The following is a 16,653-nucleotide window of genomic DNA, read 5'->3' on the forward strand; positions in this document are numbered from 1 at the left end:
CCCGCGCCGGTGGCGCGGGCCCCTCGTCCGTGTGGTGCGTCGTCCACGCCCTCGTCAGGCGTCGAGGACCTGGCCCTCGCGCTTCACGACGGGCGGCTCCACCGACCAGGGGAACTCGATCCAGTCGTCGGTGCGCTTCCAGACGTACTCGCACTTCACCAGCGAGTGCGCCTTCTCGTAGATCACCGCGGACCGGACGTCGGCGACCGTCCCCAGGCAGAAGTCGTGGACGAGCTTCAGCGTCTTGCCCGTGTCGGCCACGTCATCGGCGATGAGGACCTTCTTGTCGGAGAAGTCGATCGCGTCCGGCACCGGCGCCAGCATGACCGGCATCTCCAGCGTGGTGCCGACGCCCGTGTAGAACTCGACGTTCACCAGGTGGATGTTCTTGCAGTCCAGCGCATACGCCAGCCCGCCCGCGACGAAGACCCCGCCCCGGGCGATGCTCAGGATGATGTCGGGCTCGTAGCCGTCGTCGGCGATGGTCTGCGCCAGCTCGCGCACGGCGCGCCCGAAGCCCTCGTAGTCCAGGCTCTCGCGTACGTCACTCATGCCTCGTGCCTTACCTGGGTGCGGTGGAAGTTCTGGAACGAACGCGAGGCCGTGGGCCCGCGCTGGCCCTGGTACCGCGATCCGTACCGCTCGCTCCCGTACGGGAACTCGGCGGGCGAGCTGAGCCGGAACATGCACAGCTGCCCGATCTTCATGCCCGGCCAGAGCTTGATCGGCAGCGTGGCGAGGTTCGACAGCTCCAGGGTCACGTGCCCGGAGAAGCCGGGGTCGATGAAGCCGGCGGTCGAATGCGTCACCAGGCCGAGACGGCCCAGACTGGACTTCCCCTCCAGTCTGGAGGCGATGTCCTCGGGCAGCGAGATGACCTCGTACGTGGAGGCGAGGACGAACTCGCCCGGATGCAGGATGAACGCCTCGTCGCCCTCCGGCTCGACGAGCCGGGTCAGGTCGGGCTGCTCGATGGCGGGGTCGATGTGGGCGTAGCGGTGGTTCTCGAACACACGGAAGAACCGGTCGAGGCGCACATCGATGCTGGAGGGCTGCACCATCGATTCCTCGAACGGGTCGATGCGAACCCGTCCGCTGTCGATCTCGGCCCGGATGTCTTTGTCTGAGAGAAGCACGTCCCGAGGATACGCAGGCGCGCGGGCCACCCCCAATCGGGAGCGGAGGCCCGCGCGCCCCGGCCTCCCTAGCGCTTGGCCGCCCCGCCCACGGGCACGGCATGCCTCAGCCGCGCGCACCGCGGACACCGCAGCAGCCGCCCCGGACCGATCCGGCCGGCACCGAGGTGCTGCAGCGGGAACGAGGCGGTGCTGAAAACGTGCCCTTCGGCACAACGGACGACGGTGTGCTCCATCGAGTCCCTTTCCCCAACCAGCTGTACTGCGACGAATCGCCACATTAGGGGATGAGCAGGACCCGCTCCAGCCGCCACTCCACCGCCCCGCGCACCGGTACGTTACGCCCCAACTCCCGTCCCCACGAACCCCCGTGCCCCCCACACACGACAACGACCCCGCGGCTGATTCACCGGGGGTCGATCTTGGGGTAGAGTGTCCAACGATAGGGATCCAGGCGACTGGCACCCTGCGCGGATGTAGTTTAATGGTAGAACATGAGCTTCCCAAGCTTATAGCGCGGGTTCGATTCCCGTCATCCGCTCCATGACAAAGCCCCAGGTCACAGACCTGGGGCTTGCTTTTGTTGTCCGGATCCCCCTGGGCTCTCATGCCATTCGCGTGCCACAAGTGCCCCCGGAGGCGTCAGGTTGGGCCCCGGGCGCTACTCGATGTCGAGTGACTGCCGTCCGGTCAGGCGCCTTTACGCTGAGGCCGACGGGCGGGGTGCGGATCGCGTCCTCCTCGGCGCTGGAGGGATGGCCGGCCTTTCGGCGCTGCCCACTGGGGAGGCGCCTCATCCGTGTGCCTCGCTTCGCAGTCGACATGATGCGGGCCGCCTCTGTGCGTGTCAGCGTGATCCGAGAGGAATCCATACCCCACTCATCAAGAGGAGTTGCCGTCATGGACGGTAGGCAGGGCAAGCGTCAGGAGCCGGGCAGGGGCCGCGAGGCGCAGGAGCACCATCGCCCCGGAGACCCCGCGCAGCCCCAGGCAGGCAAGTCGTCCCGCGAGAAGGGACAGAAGCCCGGCCCGAAAGAGACCTCGCGCCGCCGTGAGGACGACCTGCTGCGCGAAGAGGACCTGCACGACGAGGGACTCTGACCAGCGCACGACTCGCCCACACCGCCCAGAGCCCGGCCGGTCCGCAGTCATTCCGGCCGGGCTCTGTGGCATCCCGCCCGACGCCGGAGGAGAGCGGGCCGTCCGCCTCGGTGGCGCCGCGCTCTCGGCTCGGCCGCTGAGGATTCGTGGTCAGCCTGCCGCATCGGCAGCGCTGTCCTCAGGTTCGGGTGTGGTGGCGATGAGGATCTGAGCGGCCTGCGTGATGTTGTCGGCGCGGACGGCGCGGGCCATGGCTTCGCGGGCGGCGTCGGCGGTGGTGTCCGGGGGGACCACCAGCAGGGCGAAGTGGTCGTTGGGGCCGCGCGTGACGAGGACGGTGTCGTCGCCGACGGGGTCGGCGTCGACGTGCACGACCTGGTCGTCGATGACCAGACGGGTCGGGAGGCCGTTCCAGGCGGACGCGTCCACGCCCACGCGAGTAATCGGGCCGAGATGCCCGGTCAACACGCTGATCAGCGCGGGCAGCTCGGTTTCGATGGCGCGGGTGCGCGGCCACCACGCGCCGTCCAGGAGTCCTTCCCGGGACCGCGTGGTCTCCAGCCGCAGCAGTGCCGTGCCCGGTTTGATCGCCTGGTGGACCGCATCCGGCAGGAGCAGTGGGGGCGTGTGGGGGGTGTCGGAGTCAGCCATGTGGGTCCGCCCGTCTACGGGGTGCGGCCGTACTGCGTCGCAGGTCGGCACCAGTGCCGTCGGGCGACGTGCGCGGGCCTGCCGTCCTTTTCACGGTACTCCCGCCGCCCTGTCCATGGCCCGCCGCAAAATGCCTGCTCAGGTGGGTCAAAGTCCGTCGAGCAGGCGTACAGTGAAGGAACCGGAAGTACTTCGCACACCGGCTTTCATGCGGGTGTCATTTCCGGCGATCGCCTACAAACCGGGCTGCCGACGGGCAGTTCGGGGGCAGGTCCACATCATGACCACGACCCTCGAACGGACCGCGCCCCGCGACCTCGCCGCAGAGCTTCCGGCTCGTTTGTCCCTCACCCCGAAGAGCACTCTCGCCGGCCAGCTGGACGGTGCCTGGTTTCCCTACTCCCGAGACCTCGAAGCCGAGCTCCCGGTGCTGTTGGCTGCCCTGGACGAGCCCTGGGGCCGCATCACCCGCGTCACCGTGAACCCCACCCGCTGGCCCGTCGTACCGCGCACCGTGCCCATGGACGGGCGCACGCTGCACGTGGGCTGGTTCACCGAACAGGACCCCGACAAGCTGATCCTGCTCTCCTACAACGTCGGCCGCTGGGATCTCCTCGTCGTCCCGCCCGAGACCGAGCCCGCAGCTGCGGCCCGGCTGATGGCCGCCGCGGCGATACCGGGCAGCGTCCGCACCTCGGGCGTACTGATGGCCAACGAAGCCGCCATCGGGCGCGGCATCCGCGACGCCCGTCGCGGGGAAGACACCTGGGAGTGCGAAGGCGGGGCATGCATGTCCCCTTCGGGAGCCCCGATGGACCGAAGCACCTTCCCACTGCCCGGAAACGGCTGGAGGTGAGCCTCGTGGAGACCGTCGCCCTCATCGCGGTGATCATCCTCGCGATCGCCATCGGAATGCGCTGGATCCACCTGCTGAACGCCCAGCACGACGCGCGGATCGCCGCCTACCACTTCAGCGACCCCCTGCCGAGACCTCCCGGTCTGCCGGACGGCACCGGTCGTCGAGCCCACCGCACGGATGCCGACCGGTGAGGAACAGGCCTTCCTCCGACCTGAGGAACAGGCCTTCCTCCGACCGGGGGCAGCGGTCGGGGCGCCACGGCGCCCCGACCCGTCTGCCTCTCACCCCCCTGAAGGGAACACACCCACGTGAAGTACATCGAGAGCCAGACACTGCCATCGCTCGGGCACGCGGAGGTACGGATCATCGCCCACACACCCGAAGCCGCCCGCGCGGTCGCGGAAGCCCTCCGCGGGTGCTTCGCCGGAGCGGAACAGCGCAGCTACCCCGGCCTCGACGGCGACACCCGCCTCCACCTCACCGTGGACACGACGACACCCGTCGGCCCCGCCCGCTCGTGGCTGGCCGCCAGCAGGCCCCCCGCCGGCACCGGCGCCCACTCCGACGAGACCTGACAAGCCCCCACCGGCCTCGGAGCCGACCCCACACACGAAGGGACGCGGTCATGGCCACACTGCGCGAACGCAAGACCTACCGCGAACAGGTGCTCCGGGTCCTGTACGAAGCCGTCGAGGGCAACCGCCTCCTCGGCATCACCGGAGCGCAGCTGCGGCGCGAACTGCACGTGCCGGAACAGGATCTGGCCGCCGCCTGCACCTACCTGGCGGCCGAAGGGCTGATCACCGTCGACTGGGATCCGGGCAACACCCCCGCGATGGTCACCCTCACCCACGAGGGAATCCGGCGCATGGAGGCCGAGGAGGAAGGGACGGCCAGGGCCCGGCCTGATCCGAAGGGCACGCCCTGATGTATTGATCACGAGCGTTCAGCTTCGGCCGATGTGTACGGACGCGAACGCCGGGCGAACCGGAAAAGGCCTGGTAGCACCCGGTCAGGACCCGTCGGCGCGCGCCGGGACCCGACCGTGGAAACCCTGCGTGAACCGGCCACCGGGGCATCCGGGTGCTGGAGGCCGTCGGGCACGGAAGCCGTGTGGCGGGGCCGGTCGCGGGGGAGCATCCTGGAGGCCAGGCCGCCCGTGCAGCCGGACGCCGGCCCGCCGGCCGGTTGGAGGCAAGAGGATGACCGTCGGAGGGCGCGGGGACCGGGACCGCTCGGAGAGCTTCGGGGAGGAACTGCTCGGGGTGTTGCTGGACCGGGCGCCCGAGCTGGCGCCGCACATGGTCGGCCCGCTCGTCGCCGAGACGGTGGCCCGGCTGGGAGGCCGCGAACCACAGATCCTGCTCCAGGACTACGGGCAGCAACGGCTGGCCCCCCTCCCCGTCGGCGGTTTGACCGCAGGTGATCCGCAGCCCATCGACCGGTCCGAGGCCGGCCGGTGCTTCCTGGAGTCACGCCCCGTCGAAGTCCTGACCCCCGACGGCATACGGGTCCACCTGCCCCTGCTGGACGGCGGCGACCAGGTGGGGGTCCTCGCGGTCACCCTGGACGGGATCGACGACGACGCCCGCCGGCTCCTGCGCAGGGTCGCGGGCCTGGTGGCCGGCCTGCTGGAGACTAAGAACGGCTACACCGACCTCTTCTTCCGCACCCGCCGCAGCGAACCGATGAGCGTGGCCGCGGAGATCCAGTGGTCCCTGTTGCCCCCGCTGTCGATGGTGATGCCGCGCGTCGCGGTCGCCGGAGTCCTGGAGCCCGCCTACGCCGTGGCGGGGGACAGCTTCGACTACGCCCTGAACGGCGACGTCTTGCACCTCGCCATGGTCGACGCCATGGGGCACGGCCTGGACGCGGCCACGATGGCCACGGTGGCCATTGGCGCGTACCGCCACGCCCGGCGGATCAGCATCGAACTGTCCGAGATCTACCTCTTCATGGACCGGGCCGTCGCCGAGCAGTTCGACCCGGACCACTTCGTGACCGCCCAGATGATGCGCCTGGACACGGACACGGGACGCCTCCAGTGGGTCAACGCGGGGCATCCTGCGCCGATGCTGATCCGCGCGCACCGCGTCGTACGCCGCCTGGACAGCCCCACGACCCTCCCCGTCGGCTTCGGAGGGGCCCAGCCACAGGTCAGCGCGGTGGCACTGGAGCCGGGCGACCGCGTCCTCTGCTTCACCGACGGCCTGATCGAAGAACACCAAAGCGGCCAGGAACAGTTCGGCGAGGAGCAGCTGATCGACTGGGTGAATCAGCTGGAGCAGGCTGACCAGGGGATCCGCGCGGTGGCCCGGGACCTGTCCCACACCCTCATGCGGGCACGCGGCGAAACCACCTCGGACGACGCGACGCTCGTCCTGTTCGAATGGCTCGGATGACGGAAAGGATCTTCCCGCCTACCTGGTCCGGATGAACTCGTCCGGCTCGCGCTCCAGGAGCCTGGCCTCGACGCGCCGGAAACCGTACAGGTGTGCCCCGCGTGTACCGGGGAGATCCCATGGAGCCTGCGAGCCGGCGGCCACTGACACCGTGAATCAATATCTGTGCCCGCGGTCTGAGAGTTTGACGGGTGCCGCAGGGAGAGTGTTTGCCACGGCGCACAGGGTGTGATTATTCAACGTACACAAACCCCTGCGGCGTGCTACCGTAAATCTCGGTTGCAGTTGTGGTACCCAAAAACTTCGAGTGCAGGCCGGCTTCCACGCCGGTCGAAGCACTCGCTATTTCCGGTCATTTCCGGGCGGGGCATCATCGCAGCGACACGGTGTCCGCACAGGGCGGATTCCGGTGTACTGCCCCTAAGGAGATATCGCATGGCTAGTGGCACCGTGAAGTGGTTCAACGCGGCAAAGGGCTTCGGCTTCATCGAGCAGGACGGCGGCGGCCCCGACGTGTTCGCCCACTTCTCGAACATCGCCTCCACAGGATTCCGCGAGCTGCTCGAAGGCCAGAAGGTCACCTTCGAGGTCGCGCAGGGCCAGAAGGGCCCGACGGCCGAGAACATCGTTCCCGTCTGACGCTGACGCGCATGGTGCAGCTGGGGCCCGCATCCCTCGGGGTGCGGGCCCCAGCTGCATGCATTTCCCGCAGTGGTCTCGTCTGCGGGACGGAGTTTTCAGGGTTGCGACGTCCCTGGATTTCACATCCACCGGCGTCGCCCATTTCATCGCCTGCGTCCGTACAGATTCCCTGCAGGCCCGATTCGCATTTTCATTCGGCCCGTTCTCGTGATTCCCTGCGCTGCCCTTTTGCTGCGGGAGTTCCTTGCTGCGCGCCGTATCAAGGAAGGTTCTGATGAACCCCACCCGTAAGAACGAGCGCTCTTCTCGCACCCGCAGCCGCACCGGCGGCCCCGTTTTCGGCACGGGCGCTGCTTCGCCTCGGGGCAGCCGCTTCGGCGCGTCCACCCCGAGCCGTTCCGGAAGTCCGAGCCGCTCGGGCGGCTACGGCCGCCGGCCCGCCGCGGTCCAGGGCGAGTTCGCCCTGCCGAAGACGATCACTCCCGCGCTGCCCCCCGCCCTGGCCTTCGCCGATCTCGACATGCCTCGGGAGCTGCTGTCCGCCCTCGGCGCGCAGGGCGTGACCGTGCCCTTCCCGATCCAGGGCGCGACCCTGCCCAACACCCTCGCGGGCCGTGACGTCCTCGGCCGCGGCCGCACCGGCTCCGGCAAGACCCTGGCGTTCGGACTGGCGGTGCTGGCCCGCACCGCCGGGCAGCGCGCCGAGCCCCGCCAGCCGCTCGCTCTCGTCCTCGTCCCCACCCGCGAGCTGGCCCAGCAGGTGACCGACGCCCTCGCCCCGTACGCCCGCTCCGTGAAGCTGCGGCTGACCACGGTCGTCGGCGGCATGTCGATCGGCAGGCAGGCAGGCGCGCTGCGCGGGGGCGCCGAGGTCGTCGTGGCCACGCCGGGCCGGCTGAAGGACCTCATCGACCGTGGCGACTGCCGCCTGAACCAGGTCGCGATCACCGTCCTCGACGAAGCCGACCAGATGGCGGACATGGGCTTCATGCCCCAGGTCACCGCCCTCCTGAACCAGGTGCGCCCCGAAGGCCAGCGGATGCTGTTCTCCGCCACCCTGGACCGCAATGTCGATCTGCTGGTGCGTCGCTACCTGACCGACCCGGTCGTCCACTCGGTGGACCCCTCGGCCGGTGCGGTGACCACGATGGAGCACCATGTGCTGCACGTCCACGGCGCCGACAAGCAGCGGGTGACGACGCAGATCGCGGCGCGCGAAGGCCGGGTGATGATGTTCCTGGACACCAAGGACGCCGTCGACCGCCTGGCCGAACACCTGCTCGGCAGCGGAGTACGGGCCGCCGCGCTGCACGGGGGCAAGTCCCAGCCCCAGCGCACGCGGACCCTTGCCCAGTTCAAGACCGGCCACGTCACCGTCCTGGTCGCGACGAACGTCGCGGCGCGCGGCATCCACGTCGACAACCTCGACCTCGTCGTGAACATCGACCCGCCGACCGACCACAAGGACTACCTCCACCGCGGCGGACGCACCGCCCGCGCCGGCGAATCCGGCAGCGTCGTCACCCTGGTCACCCCGAACCAGCGCCGCGACATGACCCGGCTGATGGCCGCCGCCGGGATCACCCCGCAGACCACCCCGGTCCGCCCGGGCGAAGAGGCTCTGAACCGCATCACCGGTGCCCAGTCCCCCTCCGGGGTTCCCGTCATCATCGCCGCGCCGGTATCCGAGCGACCCCCGCGCAGCGGCGCCTCCCGCGGCCGGCGCAGGCCTGCGTCTGCTGCCCGGCGCGGGAGCGAACGGCACTCCACCTTCGGTGCGGCGGCGTGAGAGCCACGTGATCAGGCAACTGACCCATCTCTGCAGGAGGCACATGGTGACGCTGGTCCAGATGGAGTCCCGCTCGGCGGGTGCCGGCCCGGTGCACCGGATGGCGGTCGATGCCCCGGAGGCGGCCGATCCGCAGGTCTGTGACGACATGACGGTCGAAGTGGCCCTGGCGGTCATGGCCAGTGCTCGCACGGGGCACCTGCTCGTCTGCGACGAGGGCGGCCGCACGGGGCTGGTCACCCAGGCCCGGCTCGCCGCTTTCCGTGCGGGCGACACGTACACGGACCGGGTCCGGCTGCGCGACGTCCTCGGCGACCGTGAGCCGTTCCCGTTCACCTCGCCCTTGACCGCGACGGCCGAGACGGAGCAAGAGATGCACCACCACCGAGTCGATGCCGAGCCCGTCGTCGCCGAACGGGGCGCGGGTGTCCTCGCCCTTGCAGGCTGAACCGCCTCACCCGCGGCACAACCGTCCCCTTCTTCCTTCTCTTCTGTGAGGCATCATGCGCTGTGTCATCGCCCGCTTCCCGTTCGACCTGACCCACAGCGGCGTCCTGGAATCGATGAAGGGTGTCAAGCCCGAGCAGGTCATCGGTGAATCCGTGATCATCGGCCGCCGCACTTACCCCGCCAAGCAGGTCGGCCAGGTCATCACCCGCCAGGACCGGCGCGACTTCAGCGTCCGAGAAGTCATCCGGGCCATGACCCAGCTCGGCTTCACCTGCCGTGGCCTCGGGGCCGCCGCGCCCACGCGCGACCTCAGCCCGCTCCAGCAGGCTTCCGCGATGTTCGGCGCCCCGGTGACCGTCTGATTGGCGGGGCCGGCGCCAGCACGCATCCGAACAGCCAAGAGGGCCCGACCGGCACGCGCCGGCCGGGCCCTCCCCCGTCCCGACCACTTCTCTGCGCGAGCTCCCGGCTTCGACTGCCGCCGTCCCCGAGCGCCTGAGCGGACGGCGGTGCCGGCTGCCCTGCACCGCCCTGGCACCACCGTCGACATCTACCTCCATCCAGGACACGCGAAAATCTATGTCGGCTGAGGTAGACATTGGGTGGTCGCATGGTTATGGTTTCTCTCGTAGCCAAGAGATATCAGGCCCGGCAGAGACGAACTGCCGGGCAGCAGCACCCGAAAGTGCAGTTCGCAGTACCCAGCAGTGAAGTCAGTGAGCTACTCGGTGAAGGCGTCGGCTGCAGGCGCGCGCACCGGGGAGTCGGCAGCGGGGTTCGCCGCCCGAGCAGACGCAGGATGGGCGACGGGCCGGCTGCCGAAGAGTGAAGTGGCGCTGTCACAGGCCACAGAGCAGTGCGTACCACCAGTACCACCAGCAGTACGAAGTACCCGCTTGGCAAGCAGTCGATCGACGAGGGAAGAACGGAGGAGCGGCCGCCATCAGGATCGCCCGGGTGGAAGTTCTGAGCCCGGGTACCGCAGGACATCGATAGTGAGGTGGTCTCCGGTCAAGCAACCGCGATCCCCGCAGTCCCGGCAGCATCTCGGTCGGGGCAGCGGAAACAAGAGGTCGGCGCAGTTCCAGGGCCGACAGATGGTGTAGTAGTTCCTTCGGGGCCTTGGTGCCGTACGGCACCAAGGCCCCTCCATGCGTTCCATGAGAGAGGTGCAATGACAGCAGACGACTCGTTCGGCCGTCTCGACGACGACGACTACCCCGCCTACACGATGGGCCGGGCCGCCGAAATGCTCGGCACGAGCCAGGGCTTCCTCCGTGCCCTCGGCGAGGCACGTCTGATCACCCCGCTCCGCTCCGCCGGCGGCCACCGACGCTACTCCCGCTACCAGCTGCGCATCGCCGCCCGCGCCCGCGAACTCGTCGACCAGGGCACCCCGATCGAGGCCGCCTGCCGGATCATCATCCTCGAAGACCAGCTCGAAGAAGCCCAGCGCATCAACGAGGAGTACCGCCGCGCCGCCGAATCAGCCGGGCCGCCGGCCTCGCCCTGAGGTGGAGTCCCTCGCCGCGGCGCAGGCCTGGCCCGTGCCCCAGCCGCGCCGTGCAGGGCGGCGGCGAACGGCGGTCATCAGCGGTGCTGTTGGCCGACCGGTCCGGATGCCCGGGCAGGCCCGCGGGATGCCGGCGGGGCGGCCTGGGGTGAGGTGTCCACGGGTCCGTGGGGGCCGGGGTGGTGCTTCAGCGTCTCCTGCATGACGTGCGCGCCCTGTTCGGCCATTGCGTCGATGGGACCGGCGAGTTCGTCGGGCGCCACGTCGATCGTCCAGACGAACCGGCTGCGCCCCTCGCCGGCGGCGAGCACCTGCATCGAGGCGTGGTGGTGCTTCGGCGTCATGGAGCCGCCGATCACTGCGTAGGCCACGCGTCGGGCCGCGTCGTCGATGTCGACGATCAGCTCGTGCACGACGACACCGTTCGCGAAGGTCACGGTCCTGGTGTCGGTCTCCATACGGGTGTCCGTGACGAAGCCCGGAACCAGCCGCCGGTGCACGGCTCCGACGTCGCGCAGGGCCTCCCAGACCCTCTCCGGAGCGTTGTCGATCAGGAATTCCTTGTGGATGTGAGCCATGTGTCCTCCTCCTGTCGCGTGACCGGTCAGGCGCCGGTGGTGAGGCAGAACGGGTGCCCCTCGGGATCGGTGAGGACCACCCACTGGTCCTTGCCGGGCTGGAATTCGGGCTTCGAGGCTCCGAGGGCGAGGATCCGGCCGGCCGCCTCCTCCAGGTCGGCGACCGTGAAGTCGAGGTGGGCGGGCCGGCGGTCGTCGGGCCAGTGGGGGGCCCGGTAGCCCTCGATGCGTACGAAAGCCAGGCCGGGGTACTCCCCACCGTCCAGGGAGGCGTACTCCTCGGCGCTGTAAGTGATCTCGTGGCCGGTGACCTTGCTGTAGAACTCGGCGAGCCGAACCGGGTCACCGCACTCGATGACGACGGTGCTGATCTTCGCGAGAGCGGACATGACGACTACTCCTCGGTTGCGGTACGGGATGAAGTACGACAGCGCCCAGCGTGCTCGTCGCACCCGGTCCCGGTCTTGAAGATTCTTGCGGGGGGGGGCGATGTCAGACCCCCGGCGTAGCGTTCGAGAGTGCTCACCTCCACCGTCCTCGCCGGCCGGCCCGGCTTCCGCATCACCGCGGTCAGCTGCCGGGACGACCACACCCGCTGGTCGCAGGCGGAGGTACGCGAGGACTACCGGGTGGTACTCGTGCGGCGCGGCCGGTTCCGCAGGCGGGCGGCCGGCGCCCCGGCCGACGTCGACCCGACCGTGGCCTATCTGGGCGCGCCGGGCGAGGAGGAGCGCTTCGCGCACCCGGCCGGCGGGGGCGACGAGTGCACCTCCATCAGCCTGACGCCCGCGCTGTGGCAGGCCGTGGCGGGTGAGGACGGCCGGCCCGCCCGGCAGAGCGTGTACGTGGACGCCCGGCTCGACCTGGCCCACCGCCGCGTCCTCGCCGCCACCCGCACCGGGGACGTGGACCATGCGGTGACCGAGGAACTCCTCGGACTGCTCGCCACCGCCATCGGCCAGGCCGGCGACGGAGCAATACCGCCCGGAGTCCGTTCCGGCCGGGAGGAGGCGACGCTCGTCGCCGCGGCGCGGCAGGCGATCGGCGAGGCCCATCCCGCCTCCGAGGGGCTGCTGCCGCTCGCGGAGCTCCTGGGCGTCTCGCCCTACCGGCTGAGCCGCTCCTTCACGCGCGAGCTGGGGGTCTCCCTGACCCATTACCGCAACCGGGTCCGTGTCGGCCGCGCCCTCGACCGTCTCGGCGAGGGCGAGGACAGCCTCGCCGCCCTCGCCGCCGACCTCGGCTTCTCGGACCAGGCCCACCTCTGCCGGACCATGCGCCAGTACCTGGGCCACACCCCCACGGCACTGCGCCGAATCCTCACTCCTCGGTCGTCCGGACAACAGCGCCTACCTGCGGGAGAGGGAGATCCTCGTGGCGGTACGGAAGGGCTGACGAACCGGAAGTGACCGCGCCGCCGGAGCGGAGCGGTCAGGGTGACCGGGTGGGCGGTTCGTGCTCCGTTCAGGCGGGCCCCGCGGGCCGCGCCGGCGACTGCGGCCACTGCGCCGCGGGCACCTTCGGAGCCGTCGGGGCGCACCGGCCCCCGGTGGGGGCCGGTGCGCTCGGGGTCAGGGGCGGAGGAGGGTGCGCATGTGGGTGATCTCCGCCGACTGGGACGTGGTGATCGCCTCGGCCATGGTCTTCGCCGGGGCGTGGGAGCCGGTCTTGCGCTCCGTGTCGGCCATGGCGACGGCGCCCTCGTGGTGCTTGACCATCAGCTCCAGGAAGGCCGTGTCGAACGCCTTGCCCGAGGCCTTCTCCAGGCGGGCCATGTCCTCGGCGGTCATCATCCCCGAGGGCGTACCGCCGCCGCCGTGGGCCGAGTGGTCCGCGGCGCCCGGGGCGGGCACCTGCTCACCCCAGGAGGTCAGCCATCCGGACATCGCGTTGATCTCCGGGTCCTGGGCCTTCTTGATCTCGTCGGCGAGCTTCTTCACCTCCGCCGACTCCGCGCGCGACGCGGCCAGTCCGGCCATCTCCACCGCCTGGCGGTGGTGGGGGATCATCCCCTGGGCGAAGGCGACGTCCGCCGCGTTGTGACCGGCGCCCGGGGACTGCGCGGGGGCTGCGGGGGCGGAGGCCGTGGGGCCCTCGTGGCCCGCCGCCGGGTGGCCGTCGGTGCCGCTGCCGCAGGCGGACAGCGTGAGGACCAGGGCCGTGGTGGCCGTGGCCAGCGCGACGAGCGAGCGGGTGCGGGTGCGAGTACGGATGGTGAACGTGGTCGTGGTCATGGTGTGCAACTCCTCTGGTGTACGGATCAGGGCGCGCCGGAGCTCGGCGCGGCCTATATCCGCAGGAGTTGCAGTTCCGCGAGGTCGGGAGGGGCCCGGCCGCGGTCGGTCGCCCGGTGCGGGCCCGCGGGCGGCGCGGCCCCGGCCGGGGTGTGCGCCGGAGCCGCCGTCAGGGCGGGCGGGGCGTAGGGCGATCCGATGCCGGCGGCCGCGCAGGTGCCGTCCGCGTGCTCCAGGTGGCGGGATCCGTCCCCGGCCGGGGGGTGCGCGCAGTCCTCCGCCACACCGTGGGCCGCGTGGACGACCGCGTGCACGCGGTGCGGATGCGCGGTGGGCGGGGCGCCGGGGGCCAGGCCGTGCATGCCCAGGACCCCGGCCAGTACCGCCAGCACCAGCAGCACGAAGCCGCGCCCGGCGGGGCGGCGGCTCGTCGGCGGCGCGGCGGAGGTCACGCAGCCATCGTACGAGCCCCGCGTACGGAACCCGCCCGAGCCCCGACCGGGCCCGGCCGTGCCCTCAGCGTTTGAGGTAGGCCAGGACCGCCAGGACGCGGCGGTTGGCGTCCGGGGACGGAGGGATGCGGAGCTTCGTGAAGATGGCCGCTGTGTGCTTGGCCACCGCGCTCTCGCTGATGTGCAGGCCGTTCGCTATCGCCGCGTTGGAGCGGCCCTCGGCCATCCGCTCCAGTACGTCGTGCTCGCGCGGGGTCAACTCCCCGGTCAGCCCGCGGGCGTTGCCGCGCGCCAGGAGCCTGGCGATGACCTGCGGGTCCATGACCGTACCGCCCGCGGCGATGCGGCGTACCGCGTCGACGAACTGGCCGGTGTCGGTGACCCGGTCCTTGAGGAGGTAGCCGACGGCTCCCGCCCCGTCGGCGAGCAGTTCGTTGGCGTAGAGCTGTTCGACGTACTGGGACAGCACGAGCACGGGCAGGCCGGGCCGCCTGCGGCGGGCCTCCAGCGCCGCCTGGAGACCCTCGTCGGTGAAGGTGGGCGGCAGGCGTACGTCGACCACCGCCACGTCCGGCGCCTCATCCAGCAGCGCCCGCAGCAGGGCCGGGCCGTTGTCCACCGCCGCGACGACCTCGCAGCCGTGGTCCTGGAGGGTGCGCACCAGCCCGTCCCTCAGCAGGAAGAGGTCTTCGGCGAGGACAACGCGCACGGGATCTCCAGGGTCGCGGTGGTCGGGCCGCCCTGCGGGCTGTGCAGGGCGAGGACGCCATCGAAGGTACCCAACCGGCGCTGCACACCGCGCAGTCCGCTGCCGCCCGCGGGATCGGCACCGCCGTGTCCGTCGTCGGCGACGGTGATCCGCAGCAGGGTGTCCGACGCGTGCTCCAGGAGGATCCGGACCTCCCGGGCGCCGGAGTGCTTCGCCGCGTTCGCCAGCAGCTCACCGACCGCGAAGTACGCGGCGGACTCGACCGGGGCCGGGAGGCGGCGGCCCTGGGGCAGCCGGCTGTCGACGTGGACGTCGAGGAAGCTGTCGAGCGCCAGCGCCCGTACCGCGTCGCCGAGCCCCCGGTCGGCGAGCACCGGCGGGTGGATGCCGCGGACCAGTTCCCGAAGGTCCTGCAGGGCGCGGGCCGAGGTCTCGCGGCCGTCCAGCAGCAGCGCGCGGACCGCTGCGGGGTCGGGGCGGTCGGCGGCGAGGAGGGCGGCGGCGCGGTCGAGGGCCATGCCGAGGGCGACGAGCCGGGCCTGGGCGCCGTCGTGCAGGTCCCGTTCGATCCGGCGCAGTTCGGCGGCCTGGATGTCGAGGGCCTCGGCGCGGGTGTCGGTCAGGCGCTCGACCCGGCGGGCGAGTTCGGTGCTGCGCGGCGCGGACAGCAGCCGCCGGGCCCAGCCGCCGTGCCACCGCAGCACGGCGGGCGCGAGGGCGAGGCCGCCGGCCGCGAACACCAGGCCCAGCAGCAGGGCGGCGAGCATGGTCGCCGTGCTGTGCACCGGTATGAACGCGTACCAGTTGCCGGGGCCCAGCCGCCGCCACAGGAACGGCTGCACCAGCGCGCCGAAGGCCCCGTACTCGACCAGGGCCAGCGGGACCGCGACGAGCAGCCCGCCGCCCAGCGGCTCCAGCCAGGCCCACCGCAGGTCCCGCCAGAAGCCCTCGTCGCCGAGGACGCGCGCGGCCCGGTCGGCGGTCAGGGGCTCGGGCGCACTGACCCGCACCCCCGACCAGGCGGCGGCCCACCGGCGCGAGCGGTCCGACAGCGCGCGCAGCGCCCGCGCGGCGCGGGGCAGCAGCGGGAACCCGGCGCCGACGGGCAGCAGGAGCACGGAGCCCACCACGAGCCCGCCCACCGCGGAGACGGCGAGCGCGTGCAGGCTCAGCAGCTGGCAGCGCGCCAGCGCGGTCCACGGCCGCCGGGCAGCCGTCACGGGCGCCGCCCGCACGTCCGCACCGCACCCGTCCGCACCGCACCCGTCCATACCGCACCCGCCGCCAGGGAGGCGAGGGCGAGCAGGGCCATGGGGAGCACCGCCCCGGATTCCTCGTCCATGAACAGCAGCATGCCCAAGTTGATCAACAGGTGGAAGCCGCCCGCGAGCGGCAGGCGGTACGAGCGCACCCGGTCCAGCGCCCGCCCCAGCACCACCGACATCCCCACCGTCGCGAGGAGGAACGCCCCCGCGTAGGCCGGGGCCTGCGCGAAGACCGGCACGTGCCAGGCCCCCCATAGCAGCCCCACCACCACCGACGAGGCGAACACGCCCCACCGGGTCCGCAGCAGCGGCTGCAGCAGGCAGCGCCAGCCGATCTCCTCACCGCACGCGCCGAGGAACTGGGCCGCCACGATCAGGGCGAAGGAGTGGCCGCTCACCTCGGCCGGGCCGGTGAACCGCACGTCACCGGTGACCAGGCCGTACGCCGCCACGGAGCCCCCGATGACCAGCAGCGCGGTGGCCGGCAACGCCCAGGAGGCCCGGAGCCCGGTCCGGGAGGCCCGGGCGCCGGTCCCTGAGGCCCGGGTTTCGCCGCCGCGGCCGGCGCCGCGCAGGGCCCCGGCGAGCAGCGCGCGGACCTCCCCCGGCCACAGCAGGGCCACCGCCGCCACGGCGAGGGCCGGACCGAACTGGGTCAGTTGCAGGACCTCGGCGGGCACCCCCGCCGCCGCCTGCATCCCGCCCAGCAGGCCGGACGCCAGGAACGCCACCGCCAGGAACACCCCTGCCCGGGCGGCAGTCCGGCCCCTCGAAGCTGCTGCCGCGCCCGCCGCCGTGCCCTTGCTGCTGCCCATCCCCGGTACCCCCGTGCGATCCGTCCTCCACGACGCCGTTGACGATGCCGTCCGCCG

General features: G+C 71.5%; 22 protein-coding genes and 1 tRNA gene. 13 read left to right on the top strand and 10 right to left on the bottom strand.

The window, feature by feature from the left end; genetic code table 11:
* Positions 1-54 precede the first annotated feature (54 nt).
* Complete coding sequence (locus ABZ128_RS29040) at positions 55-552, bottom strand: phosphoribosyltransferase (protein ID WP_356852052.1); 498 nt, start codon at positions 550-552, stop codon at positions 55-57.
* On the bottom strand, positions 549-1,136 hold the full coding sequence (dcd, locus tag ABZ128_RS29045; RefSeq protein WP_356852054.1) for a dCTP deaminase: 588 nt from the start codon (positions 1,134-1,136) through the stop codon (positions 549-551). The genes ABZ128_RS29040 and dcd overlap by 4 nt, the downstream gene beginning before the upstream one ends.
* 470 nt (positions 1,137-1,606) lie before the next feature.
* Between dcd and ABZ128_RS29050 the strand changes: the two genes are divergently transcribed.
* Positions 1,607-1,680: transfer RNA gene (locus ABZ128_RS29050), tRNA-Gly, on the top strand.
* A 356-nt stretch (positions 1,681-2,036) separates the two neighbouring features.
* Positions 2,037-2,237 (top strand): hypothetical protein, encoded by a 201-nt coding sequence (locus tag ABZ128_RS29055; protein ID WP_356852056.1) that lies wholly within the window; start codon positions 2,037-2,039, stop codon positions 2,235-2,237.
* 150 nt (positions 2,238-2,387) lie between these two features.
* Here the strand turns inward: ABZ128_RS29055 and ABZ128_RS29060 are convergent, their stop codons facing one another.
* Entirely contained in the window at positions 2,388-2,888 is a 501-nt protein-coding gene (locus tag ABZ128_RS29060; protein ID WP_356852058.1) for a DUF5994 family protein, read from the bottom strand.
* A 280-nt stretch (positions 2,889-3,168) separates the two neighbouring features.
* Between ABZ128_RS29060 and ABZ128_RS29065 the strand changes: the two genes are divergently transcribed.
* The 10 genes from ABZ128_RS29065 to ABZ128_RS29110 all read left to right on the top strand — a co-directional run bounded on the left by ABZ128_RS29065 (position 3,169) and on the right by ABZ128_RS29110 (position 10,543).
* Complete coding sequence (locus ABZ128_RS29065) at positions 3,169-3,744, top strand: DUF5994 family protein (protein ID WP_356852059.1); 576 nt, start codon at positions 3,169-3,171, stop codon at positions 3,742-3,744.
* Positions 3,745-3,749: 5 nt separating this feature from the next.
* Positions 3,750-3,938 carry a hypothetical protein gene (locus tag ABZ128_RS29070; protein WP_356852060.1) on the top strand — a complete coding sequence of 63 codons (189 nt, stop codon included), beginning with the start codon at positions 3,750-3,752 and terminating at the stop codon, positions 3,936-3,938.
* Positions 3,939-4,055: 117 nt separating this feature from the next.
* A complete protein-coding gene (locus ABZ128_RS29075; protein ID WP_356852061.1) occupies positions 4,056-4,322 on the top strand; it encodes a hypothetical protein in 267 nt (88 codons plus the stop codon).
* A gap of 50 nt (positions 4,323-4,372) precedes the next feature.
* Positions 4,373-4,675, top strand: coding sequence for a hypothetical protein (locus tag ABZ128_RS29080; protein WP_356852063.1), 303 nt, complete (start codon positions 4,373-4,375; stop codon positions 4,673-4,675).
* Between the two features lie 274 nt (positions 4,676-4,949).
* A complete protein-coding gene (locus ABZ128_RS29085) occupies positions 4,950-6,149 on the top strand; it encodes a PP2C family protein-serine/threonine phosphatase (protein WP_356852065.1) in 1,200 nt (399 codons plus the stop codon).
* A 435-nt stretch (positions 6,150-6,584) separates the two neighbouring features.
* Positions 6,585-6,788, top strand: a complete 204-nt coding sequence (locus tag ABZ128_RS29090) for a cold-shock protein (protein ID WP_356852067.1) — start codon at positions 6,585-6,587, stop codon at positions 6,786-6,788.
* A 277-nt stretch (positions 6,789-7,065) separates the two neighbouring features.
* On the top strand, positions 7,066-8,580 hold the full coding sequence (locus tag ABZ128_RS29095) for a DEAD/DEAH box helicase (RefSeq protein ID WP_356852068.1): 1,515 nt from the start codon (positions 7,066-7,068) through the stop codon (positions 8,578-8,580).
* 46 nt (positions 8,581-8,626) lie between these two features.
* Positions 8,627-9,028 carry a hypothetical protein gene (locus ABZ128_RS29100; RefSeq protein ID WP_356852138.1) on the top strand — a complete coding sequence of 134 codons (402 nt, stop codon included), beginning with the start codon at positions 8,627-8,629 and terminating at the stop codon, positions 9,026-9,028.
* Between the two features lie 55 nt (positions 9,029-9,083).
* The gene (locus ABZ128_RS29105) at positions 9,084-9,392 is read left to right on the top strand and encodes an SCO5918 family protein (RefSeq protein WP_356852070.1); all 309 of its coding nucleotides are present in this window, start codon (positions 9,084-9,086) and stop codon (positions 9,390-9,392) included.
* Positions 9,393-10,204: 812 nt separating this feature from the next.
* Positions 10,205-10,543 (top strand): MerR family transcriptional regulator, encoded by a 339-nt coding sequence (locus ABZ128_RS29110; protein ID WP_356852072.1) that lies wholly within the window; start codon positions 10,205-10,207, stop codon positions 10,541-10,543.
* Between the two features lie 77 nt (positions 10,544-10,620).
* On the opposite strand, the gene ABZ128_RS29115 is transcribed toward ABZ128_RS29110, so the two are convergent.
* Positions 10,621-11,121 (bottom strand): SRPBCC family protein, encoded by a 501-nt coding sequence (locus tag ABZ128_RS29115; protein ID WP_356852074.1) that lies wholly within the window; start codon positions 11,119-11,121, stop codon positions 10,621-10,623.
* Positions 11,122-11,147: 26 nt separating this feature from the next.
* Positions 11,148-11,510 (bottom strand): VOC family protein, encoded by a 363-nt coding sequence (locus tag ABZ128_RS29120; RefSeq protein WP_356852076.1) that lies wholly within the window; start codon positions 11,508-11,510, stop codon positions 11,148-11,150.
* A 129-nt stretch (positions 11,511-11,639) separates the two neighbouring features.
* Here ABZ128_RS29120 and ABZ128_RS29125 point away from each other — a divergent pair, with 129 nt between their 5' ends.
* Entirely contained in the window at positions 11,640-12,530 is an 891-nt protein-coding gene (locus ABZ128_RS29125) for an AraC family transcriptional regulator (protein ID WP_356852078.1), read from the top strand.
* A gap of 162 nt (positions 12,531-12,692) precedes the next feature.
* Here ABZ128_RS29125 and ABZ128_RS29130 read toward each other — a convergent pair whose 3' ends face one another.
* The 5 genes from ABZ128_RS29130 to ABZ128_RS29150 form a co-directional block, all read right to left on the bottom strand.
* Entirely contained in the window at positions 12,693-13,355 is a 663-nt protein-coding gene (locus ABZ128_RS29130; protein ID WP_356852080.1) for a DUF305 domain-containing protein, read from the bottom strand.
* A 53-nt stretch (positions 13,356-13,408) separates the two neighbouring features.
* Positions 13,409-13,807: a DUF6153 family protein gene (locus ABZ128_RS29135; RefSeq protein WP_356852082.1), complete on the bottom strand. Its 399-nt coding sequence runs from the start codon at positions 13,805-13,807 to the stop codon at positions 13,409-13,411.
* Positions 13,808-13,871: 64 nt separating this feature from the next.
* Entirely contained in the window at positions 13,872-14,516 is a 645-nt protein-coding gene (locus ABZ128_RS29140; protein WP_356852083.1) for a response regulator transcription factor, read from the bottom strand.
* On the bottom strand, positions 14,480-15,736 hold the full coding sequence (locus ABZ128_RS29145) for a sensor domain-containing protein (protein WP_356852085.1): 1,257 nt from the start codon (positions 15,734-15,736) through the stop codon (positions 14,480-14,482). The genes ABZ128_RS29140 and ABZ128_RS29145 overlap by 37 nt, the downstream gene beginning before the upstream one ends.
* Positions 15,733-16,596: a CPBP family intramembrane glutamic endopeptidase gene (locus ABZ128_RS29150; RefSeq protein ID WP_356852087.1), complete on the bottom strand. Its 864-nt coding sequence runs from the start codon at positions 16,594-16,596 to the stop codon at positions 15,733-15,735. The genes ABZ128_RS29145 and ABZ128_RS29150 overlap by 4 nt, the downstream gene beginning before the upstream one ends.
* Between the last annotated feature and the right edge of the window lie 57 nt (positions 16,597-16,653).

This window comes from Streptomyces sp. NPDC006326, from assembly GCF_040612915.1.
GTDB lineage: Bacteria > Actinomycetota > Actinomycetes > Streptomycetales > Streptomycetaceae > Streptomyces.

Bases quoted from the DNA above. Each gene is read 5' to 3' on its own strand.
- ABZ128_RS29040 (WP_356852052.1), bottom strand. From the start codon at position 552: ATGAGTGACGTACGCGAGAGCCTGGACTACGAGGGCTTCGGGCGCGCC.
- ABZ128_RS29055 (WP_356852056.1), top strand. From the start codon at position 2,037: ATGGACGGTAGGCAGGGCAAGCGTCAGGAGCCGGGCAGGGGCCGCGAG.
- ABZ128_RS29060 (WP_356852058.1), bottom strand. From the start codon at position 2,888: ATGGCTGACTCCGACACCCCCCACACGCCCCCACTGCTCCTGCCGGAT.
- ABZ128_RS29065 (WP_356852059.1), top strand. From the start codon at position 3,169: ATGACCACGACCCTCGAACGGACCGCGCCCCGCGACCTCGCCGCAGAG.
- ABZ128_RS29080 (WP_356852063.1), top strand. From the start codon at position 4,373: ATGGCCACACTGCGCGAACGCAAGACCTACCGCGAACAGGTGCTCCGG.
- ABZ128_RS29085 (WP_356852065.1), top strand. From the start codon at position 4,950: ATGACCGTCGGAGGGCGCGGGGACCGGGACCGCTCGGAGAGCTTCGGG.
- ABZ128_RS29090 (WP_356852067.1), top strand. From the start codon at position 6,585: ATGGCTAGTGGCACCGTGAAGTGGTTCAACGCGGCAAAGGGCTTCGGC.
- ABZ128_RS29095 (WP_356852068.1), top strand. From the start codon at position 7,066: ATGAACCCCACCCGTAAGAACGAGCGCTCTTCTCGCACCCGCAGCCGC.
- ABZ128_RS29105 (WP_356852070.1), top strand. From the start codon at position 9,084: ATGCGCTGTGTCATCGCCCGCTTCCCGTTCGACCTGACCCACAGCGGC.
- ABZ128_RS29110 (WP_356852072.1), top strand. From the start codon at position 10,205: ATGACAGCAGACGACTCGTTCGGCCGTCTCGACGACGACGACTACCCC.
- ABZ128_RS29115 (WP_356852074.1), bottom strand. From the start codon at position 11,121: ATGGCTCACATCCACAAGGAATTCCTGATCGACAACGCTCCGGAGAGG.
- ABZ128_RS29120 (WP_356852076.1), bottom strand. From the start codon at position 11,510: ATGTCCGCTCTCGCGAAGATCAGCACCGTCGTCATCGAGTGCGGTGAC.
- ABZ128_RS29130 (WP_356852080.1), bottom strand. From the start codon at position 13,355: ATGACCACGACCACGTTCACCATCCGTACTCGCACCCGCACCCGCTCG.
- ABZ128_RS29150 (WP_356852087.1), bottom strand. From the start codon at position 16,596: ATGGGCAGCAGCAAGGGCACGGCGGCGGGCGCGGCAGCAGCTTCGAGG.